Annotated in this window: 17 protein-coding genes and 1 other RNA gene; 6 read left to right on the top strand and 12 right to left on the bottom strand. The window is 74.1% G+C overall.

The annotated features are described in order from the left end of the window. Positions 1-18: 18 nt before the first annotated feature. Positions 19-3,216 (bottom strand): BTAD domain-containing putative transcriptional regulator, encoded by a 3,198-nt coding sequence (locus ACQP1N_RS23245; RefSeq protein ID WP_433226610.1) that lies wholly within the window; start codon positions 3,214-3,216, stop codon positions 19-21. An 85-nt stretch (positions 3,217-3,301) separates the two neighbouring features. Then, positions 3,302-4,600: an NAD(P)/FAD-dependent oxidoreductase gene (locus ACQP1N_RS23250; protein ID WP_433232796.1), complete on the bottom strand. Its 1,299-nt coding sequence runs from the start codon at positions 4,598-4,600 to the stop codon at positions 3,302-3,304. 458 nt (positions 4,601-5,058) lie between these two features. On the opposite strand from ACQP1N_RS23250, the gene ACQP1N_RS23255 reads away from it, so the two are divergent. The 3 genes from ACQP1N_RS23255 (at position 5,059) to ACQP1N_RS23265 (ending at position 8,553) form a co-directional block, all read left to right on the top strand. Beyond that, positions 5,059-5,643 carry a YbhB/YbcL family Raf kinase inhibitor-like protein gene (locus tag ACQP1N_RS23255; RefSeq protein WP_242609039.1) on the top strand — a complete coding sequence of 195 codons (585 nt, stop codon included), beginning with the start codon at positions 5,059-5,061 and terminating at the stop codon, positions 5,641-5,643. A gap of 268 nt (positions 5,644-5,911) precedes the next feature. Continuing rightward, on the top strand, positions 5,912-7,591 hold the full coding sequence (locus ACQP1N_RS23260; protein ID WP_131733009.1) for a hypothetical protein: 1,680 nt from the start codon (positions 5,912-5,914) through the stop codon (positions 7,589-7,591). A gap of 191 nt (positions 7,592-7,782) precedes the next feature. Beyond that, positions 7,783-8,553, top strand: a complete 771-nt coding sequence (locus ACQP1N_RS23265) for a carbonic anhydrase (RefSeq protein WP_242609038.1) — start codon at positions 7,783-7,785, stop codon at positions 8,551-8,553. Between the two features lie 51 nt (positions 8,554-8,604). Here the strand turns inward: ACQP1N_RS23265 and ACQP1N_RS23270 are convergent, their stop codons facing one another. The 6 genes from ACQP1N_RS23270 to ACQP1N_RS23295 all read right to left on the bottom strand — a co-directional run bounded on the left by ACQP1N_RS23270 (position 8,605) and on the right by ACQP1N_RS23295 (position 13,513). Beyond that, entirely contained in the window at positions 8,605-8,802 is a 198-nt protein-coding gene (locus ACQP1N_RS23270) for a hypothetical protein (protein ID WP_067805787.1), read from the bottom strand. 186 nt (positions 8,803-8,988) lie between these two features. Beyond that, positions 8,989-9,383, bottom strand: an RNA gene (gene rnpB, locus ACQP1N_RS23275) — RNase P RNA component class A. 28 nt (positions 9,384-9,411) lie between these two features. Then, the gene (locus tag ACQP1N_RS23280; protein WP_067805790.1) at positions 9,412-10,755 is read right to left on the bottom strand and encodes a TrpB-like pyridoxal phosphate-dependent enzyme; all 1,344 of its coding nucleotides are present in this window, start codon (positions 10,753-10,755) and stop codon (positions 9,412-9,414) included. Positions 10,756-10,809: 54 nt separating this feature from the next. Next, on the bottom strand, positions 10,810-11,955 hold the full coding sequence (locus ACQP1N_RS23285) for a bifunctional RNase H/acid phosphatase (RefSeq protein ID WP_433226614.1): 1,146 nt from the start codon (positions 11,953-11,955) through the stop codon (positions 10,810-10,812). After that, complete coding sequence (locus tag ACQP1N_RS23290) at positions 11,952-12,695, bottom strand: zinc ribbon domain-containing protein (RefSeq protein WP_067805797.1); 744 nt, start codon at positions 12,693-12,695, stop codon at positions 11,952-11,954. Before ACQP1N_RS23290 ends, ACQP1N_RS23285 begins: the two co-directional genes overlap by 4 nt. Continuing rightward, positions 12,692-13,513, bottom strand: coding sequence for a Nif3-like dinuclear metal center hexameric protein (locus ACQP1N_RS23295; protein ID WP_067805800.1), 822 nt, complete (start codon positions 13,511-13,513; stop codon positions 12,692-12,694). Before ACQP1N_RS23295 ends, ACQP1N_RS23290 begins: the two co-directional genes overlap by 4 nt. 173 nt (positions 13,514-13,686) lie before the next feature. On the opposite strand from ACQP1N_RS23295, the gene ACQP1N_RS23300 reads away from it, so the two are divergent. The 3 genes from ACQP1N_RS23300 to ACQP1N_RS23310 are packed head-to-tail and all read left to right on the top strand — an operon-like array spanning position 13,687 to position 14,995. Further along, positions 13,687-14,157 carry a pyridoxamine 5'-phosphate oxidase family protein gene (locus ACQP1N_RS23300; protein ID WP_433226617.1) on the top strand — a complete coding sequence of 157 codons (471 nt, stop codon included), beginning with the start codon at positions 13,687-13,689 and terminating at the stop codon, positions 14,155-14,157. 45 nt (positions 14,158-14,202) lie between these two features. Further along, positions 14,203-14,547: a DUF6191 domain-containing protein gene (locus tag ACQP1N_RS23305; RefSeq protein ID WP_067805807.1), complete on the top strand. Its 345-nt coding sequence runs from the start codon at positions 14,203-14,205 to the stop codon at positions 14,545-14,547. Between the two features lie 49 nt (positions 14,548-14,596). Beyond that, positions 14,597-14,995, top strand: coding sequence for a hypothetical protein (locus ACQP1N_RS23310; protein ID WP_067805810.1), 399 nt, complete (start codon positions 14,597-14,599; stop codon positions 14,993-14,995). 86 nt (positions 14,996-15,081) lie between these two features. Here ACQP1N_RS23310 and ACQP1N_RS23315 read toward each other — a convergent pair whose 3' ends face one another. The 4 genes from ACQP1N_RS23315 to ACQP1N_RS23330 all read right to left on the bottom strand — a co-directional run bounded on the left by ACQP1N_RS23315 (position 15,082) and on the right by ACQP1N_RS23330 (position 24,566). Then, positions 15,082-18,195 carry a beta-ketoacyl synthase N-terminal-like domain-containing protein gene (locus ACQP1N_RS23315; RefSeq protein ID WP_433226620.1) on the bottom strand — a complete coding sequence of 1,038 codons (3,114 nt, stop codon included), beginning with the start codon at positions 18,193-18,195 and terminating at the stop codon, positions 15,082-15,084. After that, complete coding sequence (locus ACQP1N_RS23320; RefSeq protein WP_433226622.1) at positions 18,192-19,376, bottom strand: SDR family NAD(P)-dependent oxidoreductase; 1,185 nt, start codon at positions 19,374-19,376, stop codon at positions 18,192-18,194. The genes ACQP1N_RS23315 and ACQP1N_RS23320 overlap by 4 nt, the downstream gene beginning before the upstream one ends. Further along, positions 19,298-23,398 carry a beta-ketoacyl synthase N-terminal-like domain-containing protein gene (locus ACQP1N_RS23325; protein ID WP_433226624.1) on the bottom strand — a complete coding sequence of 1,367 codons (4,101 nt, stop codon included), beginning with the start codon at positions 23,396-23,398 and terminating at the stop codon, positions 19,298-19,300. The genes ACQP1N_RS23320 and ACQP1N_RS23325 overlap by 79 nt, the downstream gene beginning before the upstream one ends. A 160-nt stretch (positions 23,399-23,558) precedes the next feature. Further along, on the bottom strand, positions 23,559-24,566 hold the full coding sequence (locus tag ACQP1N_RS23330) for an alpha/beta hydrolase (protein WP_067800368.1): 1,008 nt from the start codon (positions 24,564-24,566) through the stop codon (positions 23,559-23,561). Positions 24,567-24,605: the final 39 nt, after the last annotated feature.

Below are 24,605 nucleotides of genomic sequence, written 5' to 3' on the forward strand. Positions count from 1 at the left end.
GGACGGTCCGGCCACCGGTCAGGTGGCCGGGCCGGCCTGCGGGAGTTCGCTGGGGTCGGGCAGGGCGAAGGCGGTCAGGATGTCGCGGAAGGTGCGGGTCCGGCCGGTGTCGTAGGCGGCGGTGAAGGCTTCTTCGCCCAGGTCGGCGCGGGTCGCGGCCTCTATGGCGAGGACGTCCGGCTGGGAGAGGTCGCGGGTGCCGCGCAGGGCGTCGGCGGTGCCGAGGAGTTCGGCGGCACGGCGGGGGTCTGCGAGAAGGCGGGCGCGTTCGGCGTGGCCGGCCAGAACATGGGAGAGAACCGGGTAGTCCTGGGCTTGGACGGCGCCGCGCAACGCCTCGTCCAGGCGGGCGGCGGCGGAGTCCATGGCGCCCATCGCCATGTCGAGCTGGGCGCGCGTGCACAGGACCATGGCGCGGAACTGCGGGGGGCCTGGCAGGTCCTCGGTGAGCTCCTCGGCGCGTGCCAGGCGGCGCAGGGCTTCGGCCATGTCGCCGGAGCGGCGGGCGAACTCGCCGAGCTGGTAGTGCAAGGCGGCCGTCTTCTCCGGCCCGAGCGAGACGGAGTCGCGCATGGCGGTGTGGAGGAGCGTCTCGGCCCGCTCCCGTTCGCCGATGAGGTCCAGTTCGTTCGCCAGTCTCATGTGGACGTGCAGGAGCCCTGCGGTACCGCCGCCCAGCTCGGCGTTCAGCCGCAGCGCCTCCTCGTAGAGGGCGACGGCGCCATGGTGGTCGCCGTGGCGGCCGAGGATCTCCGCCTGTGAGGTCAGGGTGAACGCCAGGCCCCAGCGGTCGCCGGACTCGCGGAAGGCGGCCAGAGCCCGGTCGAAATCGTCCTCGATCCGGTCGAGCCGCCCGAAGTTCTGGGAGATCTGGCCCCGGATGAAGTACGCCAGGCCGCGCACCCATGGGTCGGGGTCGTCCAGCAAGGTCTCGATGCCAGGGGCGGACGACGGGTCCCAGCCGACCGTGTACATCCAGGTGGTTTCGAGGACGAGCCGCAATACCGGGTGCAGGGACGCGCGGTCGAGCCCGGCGCAGATGTCCTGGGCGCGCGTGAGCCAGGCGGAGATGCGGTCGCCGTCGGGCTGGTTGTCCAGCAGCGTCAGGGCGCTGAGCGCGAGGACACGGGCGGTGGTCTGGTCATCGGGGACGCCGGGGAGGGCGAGGATCTCCTCCAGGTTTTCCACACCGTCACCGAGCCGGCCGTGCAGGAACCAGTACCAGCCGAGCGCCGCGCAGAGCCGCATGGCGAGCGGGGCGTCCGCGGCGGAGATCGTCCAGCGGAGGGCGGCGGAGGTGTTGTCGACTTCGGTGGACAGGAGGCGCAGCCACGGCAGCTGGTCCGCGCGGTTCAGGTGCGGCTCGGCCTCCTCGGCGAGCCGCACGAAGTACTCGGCGTGCGCCCGCCTGGTCGCGGCCTCGTCGCCGGACTCGGCGAGGCGTTCCAGGCCGTAGGCGCGGATCGTCTCCAGCATCCGGTAGCGGGGTTCGGGGCCCGTGACGGTCACCAGCGACTTGTCGGCGAGCGCGGCGAGGAGGTCGAGGGTCGCGGCCCGGTCCGGGCCGGGGCCGGCGCAGACCGCGTCGGCGGCGTCCGCGGTCGCGCCGCCGGGAAAGACGGCGAGGCGGCGCCAGAGGATCCGTTCGGGTTCCTCCAGCAGGTCCCAGCTCCATTCGACGGCGGCGCGGAGGGTCCGGTGCCGTGGCAGGGCGGTGCGGCTGCCCGCGGTGAGCAGCCGGAACCGGTCGTCCAGCCGGCCCGCGATCTGCGCGGGCGTCATCGCGCGGAGCCGGGCGGCGGCCAGCTCGATCGCCAGCGGCATCCCGTCCAGGGCCCGGCATGTCCGGACGACCGGGGCGACGTTGGCCGCGGTGACCGCGAAGCCCGGCGAGACGGCCGCGGCGCGGTCGGCGAACAGCCGGACGGCCGGGTAGGTCAGCGCCTCCCGCGGTCCGGCGGTGGCCGGCGGCGGTTCCAGCGGCTCGACCGGCCAGAGCGTCTCCCCGGTGATGCCGAGCGGTTCGCGGCTCGTCGCGAGGATCCGGACGCCGGGGCATTTCTCCAGCACCCTCCCCGCGAGCCGCGCCGCCGCGTCCAGCAGGTGCTCGCAGTTGTCGAGGACCAGCACGAGCCGCCGGCCCGCCAGTGCCGAGACGAGCCGGTCGGACGGGTTCGGCGCCGGTCCGGGGCCGCCGATCAGGGTCATCTCGCGGAGCCCGAGCGCGGTGATGACGGCGGCCGGGACCTCGGCCGGGTCGGTGACGGGCGCCAGTTCGACGAGCCGGGCGTCGCCCGGCATCCGGTCGGCGGTCTCCAGCGCCAGCCGGCTCTTGCCCGACCCGCCCGGTCCGGTCAGCGTGACGAGCCGTGCCCGCGCCAGCAGGTCGTCCACCCGCTTGAGGTCGGTGTCGCGGCCGATGAAGCTGGTCAGCCGTGCCGGCAGGTTCCCCCTGGGCGGCTCGGGCGGCGTTGGGACGTCCGGCAGCAGGGACGCGTCCTGCCGCAGAACCGACAGGTAGACGGCCTCCAGCTCGGGGGACGGGTCGACGCCGAGCCCCTCCCCCAGGGCGCGCTTGGCCTGCGCGTACCGGGCCAGTGCCTCCGCCTGGTGTCCGGAGGCGTAGAGGGCGCGCATCAGCAGGGCGATGACGGGCTCGCGCAGCGGGTCGCCGGCGGCGAGGGCCTGCAGTTCGGGGATCAGTTCCGCGTGGCGGCCGAGCGCCAGGTCGGCGTCCAGCCGTTCCTCAAGCGCGGTGCGGCGCAGGGAGTCCAGGCGGGCGGTGGGCGCCTGCGCGAACCGCAGGCCCGCGGCGTCCGCGAGCGCCGGGCCGCGCCACAGCGCGAGCGCCGCACCGAGGCCGGCCGACCGCGCGGCCGGGGACGCGGCGCGCCGCGCATCGCGGACCCGCGCCTCGAAGTCGTGGGCGTCCACGGCGCGGGGCGGCAGGACGAGCCGGTACGCGCCGGGCCGCGACTCGATCAGGTCCCGGCCGATCGCGGCCCGCAGCCGGCGGACGAGCGACTGCAGCGCGTTCGGCGCGCCGCCCGGCACCCCGTCCTCCCAGAGCGCGTCGATGATCCACTCGGCCGGGATCACCGCGCCGGGGTCGAGCGCGAGCAGTGTCAGCAGGGCGCGCAGCCGGGCGCCGCCGACGGCGACGGGCTCGCCGCCGTCCGCCCGCACTTCCAGCGGCCCCAGGATCGCGATCCGCACCCGTCGATTCTTCCGCACCCCGCCCGGACGCGGGACGCCCCGGCGGTCACGGGAACCGCCGGGGCGTCATGGCGTGCGGGCCGGGTCAGGCCGCGTTCTCCTTGGTCTTGCCCCTGGTTTCGTCGAGCGCGGCGAGCTGGAAGTCGGCGCGCGGCTGCTCCACGGTCGCGAGCGAGACGGTCTCGCGCTTGAGGAACAGCGCGAGCGTCCAGTCCGCGACGACGCGCAGCTTGCGGTTGAAGGTCGGGACCTTCGCACCGTGGTAGCTGCGGTGCATGAACCACGCCGGCCAGCCCTTGACCTTGAAGCCGTAGGTCTGGGCGACGCCCTTGTGCAGGCCGAGCCCGGCGACGGCGCCGATGTTGGCGTGCACGTACGGCTTGAGGGTCTTGCCGCGCAGCGACCGGACGATGTTGTCGCCGAGCAGCTTGGCCTGCCGGACGGCGTGCTGCGCGTTCGGCGGGCAGTACATGCCCTCCTGCGTCAGGTCCGGGATGGCGGCGTTGTCCCCGGCGGTGAACGCCCGCACCAGGCCCTCGATGGTGAGGTACTCGGTGCCCTTGACGCGGCCGCGCTCGTCCAGCGGCAGGTCACCGTGCCGGACGACGGGGGACGGCTTGACGCCCGCGTTCCACACCAGCGTCCCGGCGGGGAAGCTGCTGCCGTCCGACAGCTCGATCTGCCCGTCGACCGCCGATTCGAGGTAGGTGTTCATCTTCACCGCGATGCCGCGGCCGCGCAGCTGCTCGGCGGTCCACTTGCCCATGTCGGGCCCGACCTCGGGCAGGATGCGGTCGGCGGCCTCGACGAGGATGAACCGCAGGTCCTGCGGGGTGACCTTGCGCATGTACTTGGTCGCGTCGCGGGTCATGTCCTCCAGTTCGGCGACGGCCTCCACGCCGGCGAACCCGCCGCCGACGAACACGAAGGTCAGCGCCTTGCGGCGCAGCTCGACGTCGTTGGTCGACTCGGCGATCTCCAGTTGCTCCAGGACGTGGTTGCGCAGGTGGATGGCCTCGCCGACGGTCTTGAGGCTGATGCCGTGCTCGGCGAGCCCGGGGATCGGCAGCAGCCGTGGCACGGCCCCGGCGGCCATGACCAGGTAGTCGTAGGAGATCCGCTCCGGGGGGCCGGCCAGCGGCTGCAGGATCGCCCAGCCCTCGTCGTGGTTCAGTTCGGTGACCCGGCCCTTGCGCACGGTGCACTTGGGCAGCACCCGGCGGAGCGGGACGACGACGTGCCGCGGCGAGATGTTCCCGGCGGCGGCCTCGGGGAGGAACGGCTGGTACGTCATGTACGAGTTGGGGTCGACGATGGTGACCTTGACCTCGCCGCGTCTCAGTTCTCGCTTGAGCTTCTTCTGCAGACGCAGCGCGGTGTACATGCCCACATAGCCGCCACCCACGATGAGGATGTGGGGAGCGCCAGGGGTGTCCTCGGCGGTCCTGGCCATTGCGGCCCTCCAATTAGTCACGGTCGGCTTGTGAAGACATTCACAAGCTAGCGGATGGAACGTGCCCGACACCAATGAAAAACCAGGAAAGAACCCGAAAACTTCCCATCCCGGCAAAGGGAAGAGGTGGATCGGCTGTGAAACCCGCCACTCTTTCTCAAATAGTGGGATGGAGCGGGACAAAACACGCATGACCAACGTCACAGGGATCTTCTTCGGGCGAACCGCGGGACGACACCGGGATCGGCCCGTTCCAGTCCCGGAAAACCCCTATCGTGGGGGCGGACGAGGAAGGGGGCGCCGGCGGCGGACGCGCGCGGCCGAGACGCGGGCCGAGAAGACGGCGGCCCGGCGACGTGCGGCGTACGATCTCGCCCGGGAGCGTATCGATGATGAGCAGAGACCGGCGTCCGATCCTGGCCGCGGCGGGTGCCCTCGCCCTGGCCGGGGCGCTGAGCGGCTGCGGCCTGATCGGCGAGCCGCAGAACAAGAGCGCCGAACTGTCGGAGTGGTTCACGGTGACCAGCCCGGTCTTCCATGATGGCGGCGACCTGCCCCCGCGGTACGGCTGCGCGACGTACCCTGGCGGGCAGGGCAAGACCCCGCCGCTCCGGTGGTCGGCGCCGGCGGGGGTCAAATCGTTCGCGATCGTCATGGACGACCCCGACGCCTCTGGCGGGGCCTACGTCCACTGGGTGATCGCGGGCATCGACGGAACGGTGAACGAGATCGTCGAGGGTGCCCGGCTGGACAGGACCCTCGCGGGGCTGACCACAGGCAAGAAGGCGGGTTACGCGCCCCCGTGCCCGCCCAAGGGAGAAAAGCATCGGTACCGGTTCACCATCTACGCGCTGGACGATCCGGCACCGTTCCAGAACGGCGCCGCACTGAAGAACTCGCTTCCCGCCATCGCCAAGCACACGATCGGCCGCGGCAGGATCACCGGGAACTTCGGCGGCGAACAGGCGCGTTGACCGTGGGGCCTGAGAGCACAGGGTCAGGGCGGACCCCTCGGGGGGCTGGAGCTGACGGGGGTGTGCGGGTCGGCGAGGTTGGCCGATCGGCACGCGCCGTGTGAGGGTAGATGTGCGCGAAGGGTGTGACAACGGTCATAGCGCTCGGACAGAATCGGGCTGAGCCGCGGGGGCGGAAACCCGTGATGATCGGGTCATTTGCGACAATCGGGACGAACCCGCGGTCCGCGCCGGCGACTCCCGCTGGGCCAAGGCATTGGGTGGTGGCATGACTTCTTACATCGTGGTCTTCGGCCTCATTGTGGTCGTGGTCCTGGTGGTCGTCCTCGTGGCCCTGGGCCTGCGGGCCAGCAGGGCGGGACGCGACGACGACGACTGGATGGACGACGAGCCGCAGCAGCCGCGCGGCCGCCGGGGAGTCCCGCCGCCCGAGCAGATGAGCGGCCCGGACAACTACGGGCCCGGCTACAACGACGGGTACGACGAAGGCTATGACGGCGGCTACGACCGCGCCCCCGAGCCCGTGCCGGACCGCCGTGTCGCCGGCGGCGGCCCGCTCGCCGCCCCCACCGGCTCCGCCCCGCCGCCGCCCGCCCCGAGCGGCCGGCCGTCGGACGAGATGGAGGACGACGACTACTGGGCGACGATCACCTTCGACAAGCCCAAATTCCCCTGGCAGCACGACCAGGGCGGCGGCCATGCCGAGCCGGACCCCGCCGCCGACCCGCTGAACGCGCAGCCCCCGCCGCCCGAGCAGCCACCGGTCGAGCCGCCCCAGCTGACCCAGCCGGTCTCGATGAGCGCGGACGGCACCGTCCTCAACGGCCTCGGCGGGCAGGGCGGCGGACCGGGCGGCGGCACCGGGCCGCAGCATGTGCCCCCGCCGGCGCCCGGCGGCTTCCAGGGCGGTGGGCCGTTCGGCGGCGACCCGGGCTCGACGGCGCTCGACCCGATCCCCACCGACCTTGCGGGCCCGGGTGGTCAGAGCGGTCCGAGCATGCAGCCGCCCTACGGCGGGCCGGGCGCGCCCGACCAGCCGGTGTACGGCGGCCAGGAGCCGCAGCCCGTGTACGGGGCCGCCGACTACGGGCCCGGTGACTCCTCCTACGGCGGGCAGGACCAGTACGGCGTCCCCGAGCAGCCCCAGTACGGCTCCCCCGAACCCTCCTTCGGCGACTACGGCGCCGACCCGCTGGGCGGACGTCCGGCCGCCGGGCCGCCCCCCGGTGGACTCCAGGACTTCGAGATGCCGCTCGGCTCCGGTGGCGGGCTCGGCGGCGACCAGCGGGCGTCCGACCCGCTCGGGCTGCCGCTCGGCCGTCCCGACGAGCCGGCCGCGCCGCCGCCACCGGCTCCCGCGGCTCCGGCCGCGCACGGTGGCAGCGGCGGAGGGTCCGACACCGACGGCCACAAGCTTCCGACGGTGGACGAGCTGCTGCAGCGCATCCAGTCCGACCGGCAGCGGACTTCGGACCCGGGCGGCTCCTACGGCGGCGGTTCGCTGAACGATCCGCTGGGCGACCCGCTCGGCACCGGCTCCTACGGGACCGGCTCGACCCCCGCGAGCACCGGCAACACGGGCCCGTGGCCGTCCGGCGGGCCGGGCGGCGGGTACGACTCCGGCATGGGCGGGCAGGCCGGATACGGGCAGGGCCAGCAGAGCGACGGCTACCCGACCGCCCCCGCCTACGGCGAGTCGACGCGCTACGAAGACCCGCTCGGCGGCGGTGGCGGAGTCTACGGCGACTTCAGCGGCAGCAGCTACAGCGGCGGTGACCCGCTGGCCCCGCCGCCCGAGCAAGGCGCACAGGGCGGCTACCCCGACCCGAACTCCACCCAGGCGTACGGCTCCGGCTACCACGGTTCACAGCAGCAGGGCGGCTCGCCGCAGCAGGGCGGATACCAGGATGGCCAGTCGAACGACGACTGGGAGAACTACCGCCGCTAGGCGCACGGCACGTTCGCGCGAGGGCCGCCGGATCTTCGTCCGGCGGCCCTCTCACTGTTCCAGGGCGCCGCCCCCGTCCACGCCCTGCGGCCCCATCCGCAGGCCACGCCCGCGGGGGCGGCTCGCCCGCGAACGCCGGCGAAGGCGGGGTCGGCATCGACGGGGTTCACGGCGCTTGGTATGAAAGAGCCGTGACAGGCGATGCGACCCAGCCACGTAAGACGATCCCGCCGGCCCGCTGGTGGGCCCCCTGGGCGAACCGGCGGCGTCGCGCCGACGCCGAACTCGACGCCCCCGAGGTCTCCCCGGCGGCCGTGCTGCTGGACGGCGTCCGCGAGTACCACGACAGCACGGCCCGGCTCGTCCGGCCGATCATGGCCGAGCTGGCGATGGAGCAAAAGCCCGAGCACCTGTTCATCACCTGCGTGGACTCCCGCGTCGTCCCCAACATCATCACCGCGAGCGGCCCCGGCGACCTGTTCATCAACCGGAACGTCGGCGCCCTCGTCCCCCGGCACGGTTCCCGGACGCCGGACGACTCGGTCTCCGCGACCGTCGAGTACGCCACCAACGTCCTCGACATCCGCACGATCACGGTGTGCGGCCACTCCAACTGCGGTGCGATGGCCGCGCTCCTCGCGGGCGGCACCGAGGTCGAGCACCTGACCGGCCTGTCGCGCTGGCTGCGGCACGGCAACCACAGCCTCGCCCGCCTCCTCGCCACCGACCCCGACACCTGGGACGAGCCGCCGCTCACCCGGCTCTGCAAGATCAACGTGATGCAGCAGCTCGACAACCTGCTGACCTACCCGTGGCTGCGGGACCGGGTCGAGGCCGGCGAGATCGAACTGGTCGGCCTCTACCTCGACCTCTCGTCCGCCACCGTCGAGATCCTGGACCGCTCGTCCGGCACGTTCGCGCCCGTCCCGGACGAGGCCCCCGAAACCCGGACCCTCACCTGACGAGGCGCGGGCCGTCCCCCCGCCAGGACGACCCGCACGCCCATCCCCCGATCAGCGTCCGACGAGCTCGTCGTCACGCCGGTAGTCCCGTACGTACATGCCCGTCACCCGGCGCGCCCGCCGCGCGCGCCGGTCGGGCGCCGGCAGGAACAGCGCGTCGCGCCGGCTGGCGCGCGAGAAGTCCCACAGGTACACGAGCCCCCCGAGCAGCCCGGCGAGCACGAGGGCCGCGAACACGATGCTGAACATCAGCGCTCCTTTCCACGGAGCCCAGGCCCAGCACCCCGACCCCGCCGCAGTCACCGGTCAAGCCGACCGGCTTCTACCAGGACAGTAAGCGCCCTGTTTCATCCCCTCTGTGTCCTGTGACCCGCTTCCCGGGAGTCGCGCGGCGCATGCGAAGAAGGACGGCACACGCGAAGAAGCGCCGAAGGGCGGACGAGCCGGCCTGTAAGCCGGGTTCTGTGCCCGCCGGCCCTTGCGGGCGGCGGGTGACGGCCATCCATCTCGGACCGCCGTTGCCGGCGGCCTCCAGCGGTCTACCCGCAGGCTCGGGCGGGCCGCCCTCGGGCACCTGCGCGGGGCCTCTCCCGAGGCCCCTTCTTGACCTTGCTCCGGGTGGGGTTTACCGAGCCGCCCACGTCACCGTGGGCGCTGGTGAGCTCTTACCTCACCGTTTCACCCTTACCACCGGGGACCGGTGGCGGTTTGCTTTCTGTGGCACTGTCCCGCGGGTCACCCCGGGTCGGTGTTACCGACCACCCTGCCCTGTGGAGCCCGGACTTTCCTCGACGGGAATCGCTCCCCGACGCGGCCGTCCGGCCGGCTCGTCCGCCGTAGGCCAAGGGTAGCGGGTTCTCAGGGGAGGGTGGTCAGGGCCTCGTCCAGGCGGGCCTGGGGCAGGGTGTGGTCTTCCATCTGGCCGGACAGGAAGCGGTCGTAAGCGGCCATGTCCAGGTGCCCGTGGCCGCAGAGGGCGGTGAGGATGACCTTGGGTTCGCCGGTCTCGGCGCAGCGGCGGGCCTCCTCGACGGCGGCGGCCAGGGCGTGCGTGGGTTCGGGGGCCGGGACGATGCCCTCCGTCCGGGCGAACAGGACGCCGGCCTCGAAGCACTCGCGCTGGTGTTTGGCCGTCGCCTCGAAGAGGTCCAGTTCGTACATGTGGGAAAGCAGGGGGGCCATGCCGTGGTAGCGGAGGCCGCCCGCGTGGATGGGGTCGGGGACGAAGTCGTGCCCGAGCGTGTGCATCTTGAGCAGGGGGGTGAAGCCGGCCGTGTCGCCGAAGTCGTAGGCGTAGCGGCCGCGGGTGAACGACGGGCACGCGGCGGGTTCGACGGCGCGGACGACCGGGTTCATGCGGCCCCGCAGTTTCTCGCGGAGGAACGGGAAGACCAGGCCGGCGAAGTTGGAGCCGCCGCCGGTGCAGCCGACGATCACGTCCGGGGTGTCGTCGACGAGGGCGAGTTGTTCGAGGGCCTCCTCGCCGATCACGGTCTGGTGCAGCAGGACGTGGTTGAGGACGCTGCCGAGGGCGTAACGGGTGTCGTCGGGGGCGGCGGATTCGACGGCCTCGCTGATCGCGATGCCGAGCGAACCCGGCGAGTCCGGGTCGTCCGCGAGGATCTTCGCGCCGGACGCGGTCAGCGGCGACGGGCTGGGATGCACCCGCGCCCCGTACAGCCCCATCATCGAGCGGCGGTACGGCTTCTGGTCGTAGGAGGCGCGCACCATCCAGACCTCGCAGTCCAGGCCGAACTGGGCGCACGCGAAGGCGAGGGCGCTCCCCCACTGGCCGGCGCCGGTCTCGGTGGTGAGGCGGCGGACGCCCTGGCGCGCGTTGTAGTACGCCTGCGGGACGGCGGTGTTCGGCTTGTGCGACCCGACCGGCGAGCCGCCCTCGTACTTCACGTAGATGCGGGCGGGGGTGCCGAGAGCGCGTTCGAGGCGGTGCGCCCGGATCAGCGGTGTCGGACGCCAGAGCCGGTAGACCTCGCGGACCTCTTCCGGGATCTCGATGTACCGGTCGCCGCTGACCTCCTGGGCGATGAGGTCCGCGGGGAACAGCGGCGCCAGGTCGTCCGGCCCGACCGGCTCGCGCGTGCCCGGGTGCAGGGGCGGGGGCGGCGGCGCGGGCAGGTCGGGGACGATGTTGTACCAGCGGTCCGGGAGCTTCGACTCGTCCAGCAGGATCTTGGTGATCACGCGGTCCCTCCCCAGGTCAGGCGCCTACCGGGCAGGGTAGGCGCCGCCGGGTCATTAGGGAAGGTGGTGGACGTCGTTGAAGGTGCGCAGTGTCGCGGGCCCATCGGCGTACCAGTCGATGGACGAGAGCGCCGCCACGTCCAGGTGCATCCGGTACAGGGATGACATGGGAGCGCCCAAGGCGTCCTTGACCAGGAGCTTGATGGGCGTGACGTGCGAGACCACCAGCACCGTCTGCTCGCGGTAGCGGACTTTGAGCTTGTCCAGGGCCGTGCGGACGCGGCGGGACACCTGGGCGAAGCTCTCCCCACCGGGCGGCGCGGCGCCCGGGTCGGCGAGCCACGCCTTCAGCTCGTCCGGCCAGCCCTTGCCCGCCTCGGCGAACGTGAGGCCCTCCCACCGGCCGAAGTCGGCCTCCCGGAAGCCGTCCTCAACGCGCACGTCCAGGCCGGTGACGGCGGCGACCTCGGCGGCGGTGTCACGGCAGCGGGACAGCGGCGAGGTGACGATCGCGTCGAGCCCGCGGTCCTTGAGCGCGAGCGCGGCGGCGCGGGCCTGGGCGACGCCGTTCGCGGTGAGCGGGGTGTCGCCCGTCCCGGCGAAGCGCTTCTCGACCGACAGCGGCGTCTCACCGTGCCGCAGCAGGACCGTGGTCATCGGGGTGGACGAGACGGGACGCGGCGGCGGCTCGGACTCCCCCGGCGTCTCCTCGACCTTGCGGGTCCAGTGCTCGCCGCGGGCGGCGGCGTCCATGGCCTCGTTCGCGAGCCGGTCGGCGTGCGCGTTCCGGTTGCGCGGGATCCAGCCGTAGGACACCGAGCCGAGCCCCTCGGCCAGCTCCCGCGCCCGCAGCGCCAGCGGGACCATGTCCGGGTGCTTGATCTTCCAGCGGCCGGACATCTGCTCCACGACGAGCTTGGAGTCCATCCGGACCTCGACGCGGGCGGACGGGTCGATCGCGGCGGCGGCCGTCAGCCCGGCGATCAGGCCCTGGTACTCGGCCACGTTGTTGGTGGCGTGCCCGATCGACTCGGCGACCTCCGCGAGCACCTCGCCGGTCAGCGCGTCCCGGACGAGGGCGCCGTACCCGGCCGGGCCGGGATTGCCGCGCGAGCCCCCGTCCGCCTCGATGATCAGCTTGCGCGAGCCCCCGCCCCCGGTGCGGGACGGCTCCCCGCGGCCACCGGCACCCGCGCTCACAGCCCCGACTCGGGCGTGCGGACGAGGATGCGCCGGCATTCCTCGCAGCGGATGACCTCGTCCTCCGCGGCGGACCGGATGTTGTTCAGGTCGACGGTGTTGAGCGCCAGATGGCAGCCCTGGCACGCGCCCCGGAACAGCTTGGCCGCGCCCACGCCGCCGAACTGGCCGCGCAGCTTCTCGTAGAGGGCGAGGAGGTCCTCCGGGATGTCCTTGGCGACGGCGGTGCGCGCGGTGCTCGTGGTCCCGGCCTCGTCGTCGATCCCCCGCTGGGCGGTGTCGCGCCGCTCGATGAGCCCCGCGAGCTCGTCCTGCACGGCGGACCGCTCGGCGCGCAGCGCGGCGACCCTCCCCTCGGCCTCCTCCGTGCGCTCCATGATCTCCAGCACGACCTCCTCCAGGTCGGACTGGCGGCGCTGCAGCGACTCGATCTCCGTCTGCAGGCCGGCGAGGTCCTTCGCCGAGGTCACCAGGCCCGAGTCGAGCCGCTGCCGGTCGCGGTCGGCGCGGGTGCGGACCTGGTCGACGTCCTGCTCGGCCTTCTTCTGCTCCCGCTGCAGGTCGCCGAGCTCGGTCTCGGCCGCCACGATCGCGTCGCGCAGCTCGGTCAGGCGTCCCTCCAGCCGCTCGATCTCCGCCAGTTCGGGCAGCGTGCGGCGGCGGTGCGCCAGCCGGTCCAGCGAGCTGTCGAGCTCCTGCAGGTCGATCAGGCGAAGCTGGGCTTGCGGTGCGGCTTTCACATTGCTCCTTCTGCGTGGAGGCGCCACGCGTCGGTGACGAGCGTGGACACCCGTGTCTCCAACTTGCCCGCTTCCGGGGAGGACGCGGCCAGCCGGCGTTCGGCATCGGCCAGCCACGGCCATTCGGTCGCCCAGTGCGCGGCGTCCACCAGCGCGGGCCCGCCGTACTCGGCGAACTCCGACGCGGGATGGTGCCGCAGGTCGGCGGTGAGGTAGGCGTCGACACCGGCGGCCCGCGCGGTGCCGAGGAGGGAGTCGCCGGCGCCGCCGCAGACGGCGACGGTGCGGACGGCGGCGTCCGGGTCGCCCGCCGCCCGGACGCCCCAGGCGGTGGACGGCAGCCCGGCGGCGGCCCGCTTCGTGAACTCCCGCAGCGTGACGGGCTCGTCCAGCTCCCCGATCCGGCCGAGGCCGCGACGCGGGTCGTCGGCGGCGGGGACCATCGGACGCAGCTCGCCGGTGAGGCCGACCGCCCGCGCCAGCGCGTCCGACACGCCGGGATCGGCCCGGTCGGCATTGGTGTGCGCGGTGTGCAGCGCGATCCCGTTGGTGATCATCCGGTGGACGAGCCGTCCCTTGGGGGTGGTGGCGGCGACCGAGTGCACCCCGCGCAGCAGCAGCGGATGGTGCGTGACCACCAGGTCGGCACCCCACTCCAGCGCCTCGTCGATCACGGCGGCGACGGGGTCGACCGCGAACAGGACCCGGCCGACCTCCTGATCGGGGTCTCCGCAGACCAGGCCGACGGCGTCCCAGGACTCCGCCCAGGCGGGCGGGTAAAGCTCCTCCAGAACCGTGATGACATGGGATAGGCGCACGTCCCGCAGGCTACCGCGCTGAGCCGCTTCCAACGAGCCACCGAGCGTCACCTCGGGACACCGCCGTCTGTAACGATATGGACGGGACAGTGCACGATGGAGGGGAGAGCGCCATGTCGGCCGCCGGTGCCGCGGGACGGGGACCAGTCGAACCCACTGCGGAACGTCCGTACATGCCCGGCTACGGCATCCGGGGACCGGATGAGGGAAGCGGCCTGCTGCCGTGGTCGTGGGCCGTGGAGCGGCTGCGCGCGGCGCGCAACTTCTGGGTGTGCACGGTGCGGCCGGACGGACGTCCGCACGCCATGCCCGTGTGGGGCGCCTGGTCCGGCGAGGCCCTGCTGTTCAGCAGCGCCGTCCCGTCCCGCAAGATGGTGAACCTGCGCGCGAACCCGCAGGTGGTGGTGGCCACCGAGGCGGCGGAGAACCCCGTGGTCATCGAGGGGCGGGCCGAGATCGTCACCGCGCCCGGGGATCTTCAGCGGTTCATCGACCTGGTCAACGCCAAGTACGCCACCCGATATCGTGTTGATTTCCTGGACCCGGAGGTGAACGCGACCGTAGCGGTGCGTCCACAGTCGGTGTTCGGGCTCCGCCAGGGAGATTTCACCGGTTCTCCCACTCGGTGGTCGTTCGTACCCTGAATGTCCGCCGGGATCATTCTGGAGCCTCATCGCGTTGGAGAGTGTGTGAAGTCACCCTTTCGCCGCCGTAAGCGCGTCAAGGGCCGTCCGATGGGCAACCGCCCCGAGGCGGCCGAACCGGAGATCATCGAGTGGCCTCGCGAGGGGACGGGCAAGTCGTCCCTGATGGGCGCCATCCGCGGCGACGGCGAGACCGGCGCCGGCTTCGGCGGCGGCATGTTCGAGGACCTCGCGTCCGCGTTCGAAGGCTCGAAGAAGGTCAAGCTGGAGGAGCAGCAGCGCCAGCAGGTGCTGCGCCAGGACGACCACGAGCAGACCGGATCGGGCGCCACCCGCGACGACCTGGATTCGGGCAGGATCCGGATCCGCCGGACCCCGCCACCGGAATAGCGTCCGTTTTGTCTCGAACATAGGTTCTAATACGCGTTATCCTGCCCTCGTGAGCACCTACGTTCCGCCCGGCTGGCCCGCGCAGGTGCACCCACCGGGCACCGACCGCTTCGAGGACACCGCTCTCGCCTGGCTGCTGGATCTCCTCCCGCCCGAGTACCGCCGCTACGGCGTCCTGCGCCGCTACCCCATCGCCCTCGCCCGGATGGCGCGCCACCACGTGGGCGCGTCCGTCGAGGCGGCCCGCGAGGGCTTCCGCACCGCCCGCGTCGACCTCGGCGACACCGTCCCGCCGCACGGCATCGAGTCCGTCCTGGACGCCTACCGCCGCGAGGGCGCCCGCCTCGTCGCCGTCCTGCGCGCCATCGAACTCGTCGAGACGGCCCTGCGCGGCCTCGCCGAGCCCGACGACCCCGCCCACCGCCGTCCTTTCACCCCCAAGCTGTGACGGTCCCGCCACCTCACCCGGCTCGGCCTCGGCGCCTGGACCAGCGATCACCTCCTGACCGCCCGCCCAGGTCGGCGGGGGCTGCGTCAGGTTCGGCTGTCCCGCATGTTCGCGTCGCCGGAGGCGGTCGTCCAGGCGACGACGTAGCCTGCGAGTTCGCGGGTCTCCACGGTGGTGACCGTGCCGTTGGCCGCGATGAGGAGCCGCTCGGCGTCAGCGACGGTCACGACCGGTTCGGGACGGTCCGGACCCGTGTTCATCGACCGCAGTACCGCCTGCTTGGCCGCGCGTATCCGCGCGTTGTTCTCGTTCACGGCGAGTCCGATGCCGGCCGGTGCGTGACCGGGCCGCACCAGCGCCACGCCCAGTTCGGCGTCCGAAGCGATCGAGACCGTGAGGGGCTCGTCGAACGGTCCCGTTACGGCCGGTCCCTCCTGGACTGTGAGTTCTGCGGGGAACAGGGGTCCGTGGCCGTTGCGCCATAGGTGGTCCCTCACGGCGTCCTTGGCCGCGATCCGTCCGAGCAGCCACGGCCCCTGCGCGAACGGCGGGAGGCCGTCGTACTCGGCGCGTTCGGCGGCGCACAGGTACTGGCGCATGAGCAGGTCGCGGGACGCGGCTCCGTCCCAGCGTTTGCGGGCCAGCGTCCAGCCGCCGGGCTGGGGCTCCCCCGTCCCCGAGACCTCGGGGGTGAACTTCATCCGCCAGAGGGCCTCGTCCGTGTAGAAGCGGCTCGTGGTCCATCCGTCGATGCGTCCCCACACCGTTCCGTTCTCCCGGACCATCTCCGCCGAGCAGCGCATGGTCGTGTCGGTGAGGGACTGGTTCCAGACGGTCGTCTCCAGGCGTTCCCCGGCAGGCGGCAAGGGCCCGTACATGAGGACCCTTTCGACCCCCACCGGGAACACCGTCTGGTTGGTGTCGCCGTACACCTGGATCCAGTGCGCGCACAGTTGCCCAGCGCTGTCCATGAGCGCACCCGGCGTCGGCAAGGAGGTCAGGACGGCACGCACACCGTCCTCAGCGAGCGCCCTGATCTCGCTGATGCCGTGGAAGAGCGGACCTTGGAACATCCAGCGTTCCTCATACAGCCGCTCAGCGGTGACTATGGGCGGGCCCTCGATCGTGAGCGGAGTGCGGTCCGGGGCGGGCGGGCTGGGGTAGCGGTCAGCGAGCAGGACTGTCCCGTCCGCATGGTCGGGTATGACGACCTTCACCCTGCGCGGGCGGTCCCCGTCATCGACGAGATAGGCGCGGATGTCCACGGTCGTCGGCGGGGTCGCCACGACCCACCGGACGGCGCGGACGTTCTCGAATCCGATGACCACCATGTCGGGCAGCAGCTCGCGGGCCGTGTCGGCCATCACCTCCGCCAGCGTGGCCAGCGGAACGATCGGAAACCTGTCCGACATGTCGGGCCAGCCGGGGGGCTGCGGGACCACGCAGTGGTCCGCCAGATAGGGCATCGCCTCGACGGAGAAGACACGGGAAATGCTCAGCTCGGCGGACATCGTGGACGCCTCTCCCGCCGGGACCGGCGACGGGCCGCCCCCGAGCGCCTCCAGCACGGACTGCGCCCCGGCCGCCGCGTCGTTGAGCAGCGCCTCCAGCTCCGCCAGCACGGGAGCGCCGGCCGGAAGCGGCGGCACCGCGGGAGCCAGCCGCAGCGGCTCCACGGCCCCGTCCAGCCTGACCAGCGGCGTGCCGAGGTCGAGCCGCATCCCCGTGGCCGGCGGCGGGGACGCGCCGTGGCCCTCGGCCCACAGCGCGGCGGCGACCCGGCGGGGAGCGGGTGACGGCGGCTCCTGCAACACCACGTGCGCGTTGACGCCGCCGAATCCGAACGCGTTGACCACGGCCCGCCGCGGGCCGCCCCGCCGCTCCCACTCGGCGGGTTCCCGGACGAGCCGCAGCCGGCCGTCCGCCAGCGCCGGATGCGGGTCGTCGGCGTGCAGCGTCGGCGGCAGGACACCGTCGCGCAGCGCGAACGCCGCCTTGATCAGCCCGGCGATCCCGGCGGCGGGCATCGCGTGCCCGATCATCGACTTGACCGTGCCGAGCCCGATCCGCGGGCCGTCGGTGCCGAGGACGCGGCGCAGCGTCGCCAGTTCCGCCTCGTCCCCCGCCGGGGTGCCGGTGCCGTGCGCCTCGACGAGCCCGACCGCGCCGGGCGCCGCCGGATCCAGGCCCGCGTCCCGCCAGGCCCGCTCGACCGCGAGGACCTGCCCGTCCACCGGCGGGCTCAGGATGCTCGCGGCGCGGCCGTCGCTGGACGATCCGGCGCCCAGAATGACCGCGTGGACGCGGTCGCCGGCCCGCTCGGCGTCCGACAGCCGCTTGAGCAGCACCATCCCGGTGCCCTCGGCGAGGAGCGTCCCGTCCGCGGCCCGGTCGAACGGGCGGATCGTCTCGGTCGGGCTCAGCACGCGCAGCCGGTTGAACACGCTCCAGACGGTGGCGTGGTGCGCATGGTGCACGGCCCCGGCCAGCATCGCGTCGGCCTGCCCGCCGCGCAGCGCCCGCACGGCGTGCTCGACCGCGAGCAGCGACGACGCGCACGCCGCGTCCAGCGTGTACGCGGGGCCGCGCAGGTCGAACCGGTCGGCGATGCGGGACGCGGTGAAACTCGGGACCAGCCCGGCCGAGGCGTCCGGGCCGTCCGGCCCGAGCCGCGCGCAGAACGCCCGGCGGATCTCCGCCAGCCGCCGGTCCCCGAGTTCGGGGACCAGGTCGGCGAGGATCGCGGCGACCTGATGGGACGTTCTGACCCGCTGGTCGTGGCGGGCGGCGCCCGGGGCGAGGTAGCCGCCGCGCCCGATGACCACGCCGATCCGGGACCGGTCGGGCAGCCGCTCCGCGCCGCCCGCGTCCGCGATCGCGTCGCCGGCCGTGCGCAGCGCGAGGAGCTGGTCGGGCTCCATGCCCGGCACCGCCGCCGGCGTGATCCCGAACCGGGCCGGGTCGAAGGTGGCCAGTTCGTCGACGAACCCGCCGCGCCGGCAGTAGAACCGGTCGCTCTGCGGCGCCCGGCCGTAGGCGCCCGGGTCGTAGTAGAGCGCGGGATCCCAGCGTCCGGGCGGCACCTCGCTGATCGCGTCGAACCCGGCGAGGATGTTGCGCCACAGCTCGGCCGCCGATCCCGCGCCGGGGAACACCGCCCCGGCGCCGACGATCGCGATCGGCTCCCGGGCGTCGCTCACCGGACTTCTCCGGTCAGCACGACGTGCGGTTCGTCCCCGTGCGTGATCTCCCTGAGCAGTGCGGGCGCACCGGCGTCCGGGCCGAGCAGGGTCTCGGCGACGAGCACGCGCCCGCGCAGCCGCCTGCGCCACACGTGCGCGAGCGTGCCGCACGCGTCGTTGGCCGCCGCGGCGCCGGCCCCGCCCCGCTCGCCGTCCGCACCGGACAGGACGGCGAAGAACCCGAGGTCGGATCCGGCCGCCTGGGCGAGCGCGCAGGCACCGGCCACCTTCGTCAGGTACACGTCCTCGAAGGACCCGGGCGTTGTGCCGCCGCCGGGGCGGGGCTCCGCGAGCGCGGCACCGTGGATCATGCCGTCCAGCCGCCGGTGGGTCAGGTAGATGTTCTCGACGACGTCCCGGACGGCCCGCGGGTCCCGCACGTCCCCCGCGTGATACCGGACGGACGCCGCGTGCTCCAGCAGGGCGTCCACCCGGATCTCCCGTTCCGGCGTGCGGCCCATGAGCTCGATGTGGCAGCCGCTCGTCCTGGCCAGTTCCAGGGCGAGCCGCGCGGTCATCCCCCGCTCGCCGCCGGTCAGCAGGACGACCGCGTCCCGTGCGAGGTTCAGGGGGGCGCCGCCGGGCGGCCCGGACGGCACCAGCTCCAGCCCGTAGCGCAGGCCGCCCTCGTGGCCGATCACGACCGGCGCGTCGGCGGTCAGCAGCTCCGCCATGATCCGCTGGGCGAGCGCCCGGGGGGTGTCCTTGGTGTCGACGTCCAGCGCGCGCACGAGGACCTCGGGATGCTCCCGCGCGATCGTCCGGGCGAGTCCGCGCAGGCCCGCACCCGGTGCCGGATCGCCGACGCCGCCGTCGAACCGGTGCCCGAACGTGCCCCCGGCCCCGCTCGCGAGGACCAGCCAGCGCAATCCGCCGGCGAGCGCCTGCCGGATCGCGCCGAACGCCGGGGGCAGGACGCTCGCCGCCCCCGGGCGCAGCGCCGCCAGGTGGACGAGCCCGTCGCAGGGGCCGTCGACGTCCGGCGGCGTCCGCACCTGCGCACCATGGCGTTCGAGCAGGTCGCCCAGCTCCAGCGCGATCCCGCAGCCGTCGTCCACGATCAGGAACCGCAGGCCGGTGAACGCCGTCCCCGACTCCGGCGGCACCGGCAGCGGATCGAGTTCCACGACCCGCGGCACCCGCCGCACCACCCCGGCGGCGGCCTGCGGCTCGGGACGCGGCCACACCTGCGCGCCGGCCCCGCGCGGGCGCGGCGCGGGCCGGGCGTACCGCGGCGCCGCGGGCGTTCGGTCCCGGGGGCCGGGGACGCGGGGCTCCCGGACAGGGCCGCGGTCCGCACGTGCGCGCCGGCCCGCGCCGCGGCCGGCGCGGCCAGGTGCCGCAGGACGGCATCGCGCTGCGCGGCGATCAACTCCCGGCTCGTCCGCAGGTACTCCAGCACGGCGGCCTCCGCCGGACGGCCCGTCGCCGGCGTGCCGGACGCGGCGGCCGGGCGTCCGCCGGCGGCGCTCCGGACGGAACGGCCGCTGACGAGCAGGCGGGGCCGGGCCGGGACGTCGGAGAGCGGCTGGGCGCCGCGCCCCCCGAAGAGGGGCAGCGGGTCCACACCGGCACCGGCGGCGGCCAGCGCGGCGAGCGCGTGCAGGAGCGTCACCAGCGTGTTCTCACCGGGGGCGGCGCAGCTCACGGCGGTGTGCGGGCGGTCACCGAGGACCGTCCCGACCAGGCCGGTCAGGACGCCTCCCGGGCCCGTCTCCACGAAGGTCCGGGCGCCCGCCGCGTACATCGCCTCGATCTGCTCCGCGAACCGGACGGGCGCGCCGGGCTGCCCGGCGAGGTCGGACGGCTCGGTCTCGTACGGGCCGGCCGCCGTGTTCGCCCAGACGGGGAAGGCGGGCGACCGCAGGTCGCCGGAGCGCAGCCCGGCGCGGCCGGCGCTGATCTCGATCATGGCGGTGTCGTCGATGACGCCGGCGGCGCAGAGCGCGGCGAGTTCGCCGGGGCCGTGTCCGGCGGCGAGGTCCGGGTGGACGCCGACGGCGGTGAGCAGGCGGTGGACGGCGAGCCCGGCGGCGGGCGGCGGGAGCGTCCCCTCGGGGTATCGCCCGCCGGCCAGCCGCAGCAGGCGCTGGAGGCGCGGGAAGGCGACGAAGAGGTCGGTGAACATGCCGGGGCTCCCGTCCTCACCCGGGAAGAGGAACGCGACCTTGCCCGGCCCGCCGGACGCGGCGAACACCCCCGGCGCCGGACGGGCCTGCGCGGCGAGGGCGAGCTTCGCGCGGAGATCGTCCAGTCCCGCGGCCACGAACGCCACCTGGACCGGCCCTTCGGACGAGGCCGCGGTCCGGGCGAGGTCGCGTAGCCGGGGATCGCCCTTGAGCAGGCGCGACAGCCGGCCGATCTCGGCGTGCGCGGCGGCCCGGCCGTCCCCCCGGATCAGGAACAGCTCGGCGGGCCACGCGGCGAGCCCGGACACCGGTTCAGGACCGCCCCCGTAGCCGGAGAGGACGGCGTGGAAGTGCGCGTCACCGGATCCGTACTCGCTCACCCCGGCGAGCCGCTCGCCCGGACGGACGACCCACGGGCGGGAGGGGTGCGGCGGCCCCGGAAGCACGCCCGTGTGCAGCGCGTACGCGGTCTTGATGAGCCCGGCGATCCCGGCGGCGCATCCGGTGTGCCCGATCTGCGAGGTGACCGATCCGGGCGCGGCACCGTCCGGGGCCGCCGGCTCGGGCCGGTCCGCCTCCACAAGGCCGATCGACGGCGCCCGGATCCCCGCGCGCTCGTGGGCGCGCTCCATTGTGAGCCGCCGCCCTCCGGCGACCGAGGTGACGATCGCGTAGATCCGGTCGCCGTCGCGTTCGGCGTCCGCGAGTCGCCTGAGGACGACGCACGCCACGCCCTCGCCGGGCACGGTGCCGCCGGGGCGGTGCCCGCCCGGCCCCGGCCGCAGATCGGCGCCGCCGCAGAGCACCATGTCGCTGGAGCGGGTCAGGAGATCCTTGCAGGCGACATCGAGGGCGGCGAGGGACGAGGCGCCGACGGTGCAGGTCATGCCGCCGAGGTCGAGCCGGGCGGCGATGGCGCCGGGCAGCGCGTCCTCGCCGTCCGGCTCGACCTCGGCGGCGAGGAACACCGAGGCGCGGGAGCGGTCGAACGGGCGGTCGGCGTAGCCGGCGTCCTCCAGGGCGCGGGACGCGACCTCCACCGACACGAGCTCGATCGGGGCGCCGTCGCCGGGCGCGTCGAGGGGGATCTCGGGGATGACACCGGCCCGCTCCGCCCCCGCGGCCCGCGTGATCGAGTCGACACCGCCGACGATGTTCGCCCAGAAACCGTCGGCGTCGCGAGCCCCCGGAAAAACGCAGCCCATCCCGATGATCGCGATGTCGGCCCGGGAGGCGGCGCCCTCACCGGCCTCCCGCACCCCGATCTCGGCGGCGCGGGCGGCCAGGAAGGCGGTCCCGCCGGACGTGACCTCCTCGTGGAGGGCGGCGATCCCGACCGTGGACCGGCGCAGCGCCGCGACCTGCCCCATCGCGTACAAACCCTCGGCATACTGCCGGGCGGGCTCGACCGGCGTGTTCAGGCGCAGCCCCTTGCCGGCGACGCGCAGCCGGCCGAGGTTCAGCTTGTCCAGGCGGCGGCGCACCTCCTGCGGCGGTGTCCCGGCCTGTTCCAGCTCGCGCCGGGTCTCCGCGAACGTCTCGACGTACGGGGTGCGGGCGCAGCGGATCGCGTGGCCGGGCGCCGTCTCCAGCAGCGCCGTCCCCGCACAGGTGAGCGCGACACTCTGGTAGCCGGGCAGGATCGCCCCCACCGCGACCGCCTCGGGCGTGAACAGGTACGCGGTCCCCATCAGGACGCGGACGTCGGCGCCCCGCTCGGCCAGCGGACCCGCCAGCGCGGCGACCATCGCGGCGGACCGCGCGTCGTGCACGCCGCCCGCGAACATCACCGACAGCTCCCCGGCGTCCTCGCCGACCGCCATCAGCCGCTCGACCTGCGCGTCCCACAGCGGGAAACTCGCGTACGGCCCGACGTGGCCGCCGGACTCGCCGCCCTCGAAGACGAACTTCCGCACGCCCGCGTCGAGGAAGCGCCCGAGCAGGGCCGGGAACGGGACGTGCAGGTAGGTGCTGATCCCGGCGGCCTCAAGCGGCGCCGCCTCCGCCGGGCCTCCGCCGGCGATGATCGCGTACGGAGCCCCGGTGTCGCGAACGGCGGCGAGTTGCTCCGCCCGCAGTTCCGGTGGCGCGATCCCGAGGACGCCGGCGCCCCAGGGCCGTTCGCCGAGCCGCTCGGCGGTCTCGCGCAGCAGCGCCCGCACCCGGCCGCCGTCCAGCAGGCCGAGCGACAGGAACGGCAGGCCGCCGTCCTGCGCGACCGCGCCCGCGAACGCCGACCCGTCGGTGAGCTGCGCCATCGGCCCCTGCACGACCGCCGGATCGGCGCGCGACACCAGCGGCTCGGTCCGGACGGCGGCCCGGATGTGCAGGCGGATCTGCTCGCGGACGGCCTGCACCACTCCCCCGGCCGTCTTGTACCGGCCCGCGAGCGCGGCGGCCGGCGAGCCGGGCCGCGTCGGAACCGGCCCGCCCAGATCCATCTCCCGGACGAACGCGAACTGCTCGTCCAGCACGACCCCGGCCGCGCCTCCGGCGACCGCCGCCGCGGCCGTGTGCGGGCCGATGTCCCCCGCCGCGTGAACCGGGACGTCGACGTCGGCGAGAAGCCGCTGGAGCAGGACGAACGCCGTCAGCTCGCCAGAGCGCGCGATGAGCCCGACCTCCCCGGTGAGGCCGCGCGCGACACGGACGACGGCGGCGGCCTCCGCCGGGTCCGCGATCTCGATCAGCAGGCGGCGGCCGCGGGCGAATCCGGCGACGTCGAGCCAGTCGTCCGAGCGCAGCGCGGCGGCGCCCACGAGCACGGTGCCGACGGCGGGCGGGAGCTCACCCGGCCGGACCCGGCAGCCGGGCGGGACGCGGACGCCGAACGGACCCGGCCACCAGCGGCGCACATCGGCCAGCGCGGCGAGTCCGGACGCCCGGTCGGCACCGAGGTCGAGCACCCCCGTTCCGCCCGCGCGCGCGACGGACACGGCGAGATGGGGGACGGGACGGCCGAACGGGGTGACCCCGATGATCTCCGGCCGCTCCCCCGGGCCCGTGCCGTATTCGCCCTTGTCCGCCGTCATGCACTGCCCCCCGACGTACCGTGCGGCACCAACGGTGCGTCACATTACGGTCGGCGACGCATTGATCACCGAGATGACACACCGGCGGGCGCGCTGATGGCGGCATCGCAAAGAAGATTGGACCGTCCCTTGGTGTGCGCAAGACCTGCGGCAGCGCCGGTCAGACGGTGAGCGCGGTGCGCTGCGCCCGGATCCCGTGCCTGACGGTGCCCTCGTCGAGCCACCGGTCCAGATGCCGCCACGTGGTCGTTCTGGCCTCCGGTCCGGTCAGCACGCCGAGGTGGCCGCCGGACGCGATCTCAAAGCGCACCTCCGGCGCCCCGCCCAGCAGCCGCCCGAGCGGCCGGACGGCCCGGGCGGGCGCGAACGCGTCACCGCGTCCCGCGATGGCCAGCACCGGCACGCCGACCCGGCCGAGATCCACCCGCCGGCCGCCGATCTCGACGTCCCCGCCCATCAGCCCGCCGTCCCGGGAAAGGGACCGGTAGATCCGCCGGACGGCGTGCCCGGGATAGGCGATCTCCAAGCTCGCGAAATGATCGACCGCCTCGATCTGCTCCAGAAGATCGGCGTTGTCGAGATTGACCAGCATTTTGCAGGGACGCAGCACGTATCTGCCCACGCCGGCCGGCAGCCGGACCCGGTGCGCCGGCGGCGCCGCGTGCGCGTCCACCGGCGCGGCGATGGCGGTGACCGACGCGATCGGCAGGCCGGGGTCGGCGGCGGCGGCCAGCAGCGCGACGATCCCGCCGAGGCACCAGCCGACGAGCTGGACGGGCTGGCCGCCCGCGTCCCGGCTGACCGCCCGGACCGCGGCCGGCAGCACGTCCCGCACCCAGCCCGCGAAACCCCGGACACGGTCGCGGTCCTCGGCCGGACCGTGATCGAGCAGGTAGCTGAGCCGCCCGGCGCGCACCACGTGCTCGGCGAGGCTGCACCCCCGGCGCAGGTCGTAGCAGCGCGCCGGCATGCCCGGCGGCGGGACGAACAGCACCGGCGGCCCGGCCGGCACCACCCCCTCCGGGGGACGGTAGCGGCACACCGCCGGTCCATGGCCGTCGCCGATCGGCTCCGCCGGCATCGGGCGCAGATCGGCGACATGACCGTACAGCGCCAGCCGGAGGAGATTGGACGCGGCGTCTCGCGCGCCTCGCGGGGTGAGGATCATTCGTCAGTGTCCATCCGCATTCGACGGTGACGGCGGAAA

The sequence above is a fragment of the Actinomadura formosensis genome (assembly GCF_050948385.1).
GTDB classification, from domain to species: Bacteria; Actinomycetota; Actinomycetes; order Streptosporangiales; family Streptosporangiaceae; genus Spirillospora; species Spirillospora formosensis.

What these genes read in the sequence shown, in the direction of transcription:
- ACQP1N_RS23250 (WP_433232796.1), bottom strand. Translation starts at nt 4,600, where the DNA reads ATGTACACCGCGCTGCGTCTGCAGAAGAAGCTCAAGCGAGAACTGAGA.
- ACQP1N_RS23255 (WP_242609039.1), top strand. Translation starts at nt 5,059, where the DNA reads ATGATGAGCAGAGACCGGCGTCCGATCCTGGCCGCGGCGGGTGCCCTC.
- ACQP1N_RS23260 (WP_131733009.1), top strand. Translation starts at nt 5,912, where the DNA reads ATGACTTCTTACATCGTGGTCTTCGGCCTCATTGTGGTCGTGGTCCTG.
- ACQP1N_RS23270 (WP_067805787.1), bottom strand. Translation starts at nt 8,802, where the DNA reads ATGTTCAGCATCGTGTTCGCGGCCCTCGTGCTCGCCGGGCTGCTCGGG.
- ACQP1N_RS23300 (WP_433226617.1), top strand. Translation starts at nt 13,687, where the DNA reads ATGCCCGGCTACGGCATCCGGGGACCGGATGAGGGAAGCGGCCTGCTG.
- ACQP1N_RS23325 (WP_433226624.1), bottom strand. Translation starts at nt 23,398, where the DNA reads ATGACGGCGGACAAGGGCGAATACGGCACGGGCCCGGGGGAGCGGCCG.
- ACQP1N_RS23330 (WP_067800368.1), bottom strand. Translation starts at nt 24,566, where the DNA reads ATGATCCTCACCCCGCGAGGCGCGCGAGACGCCGCGTCCAATCTCCTC.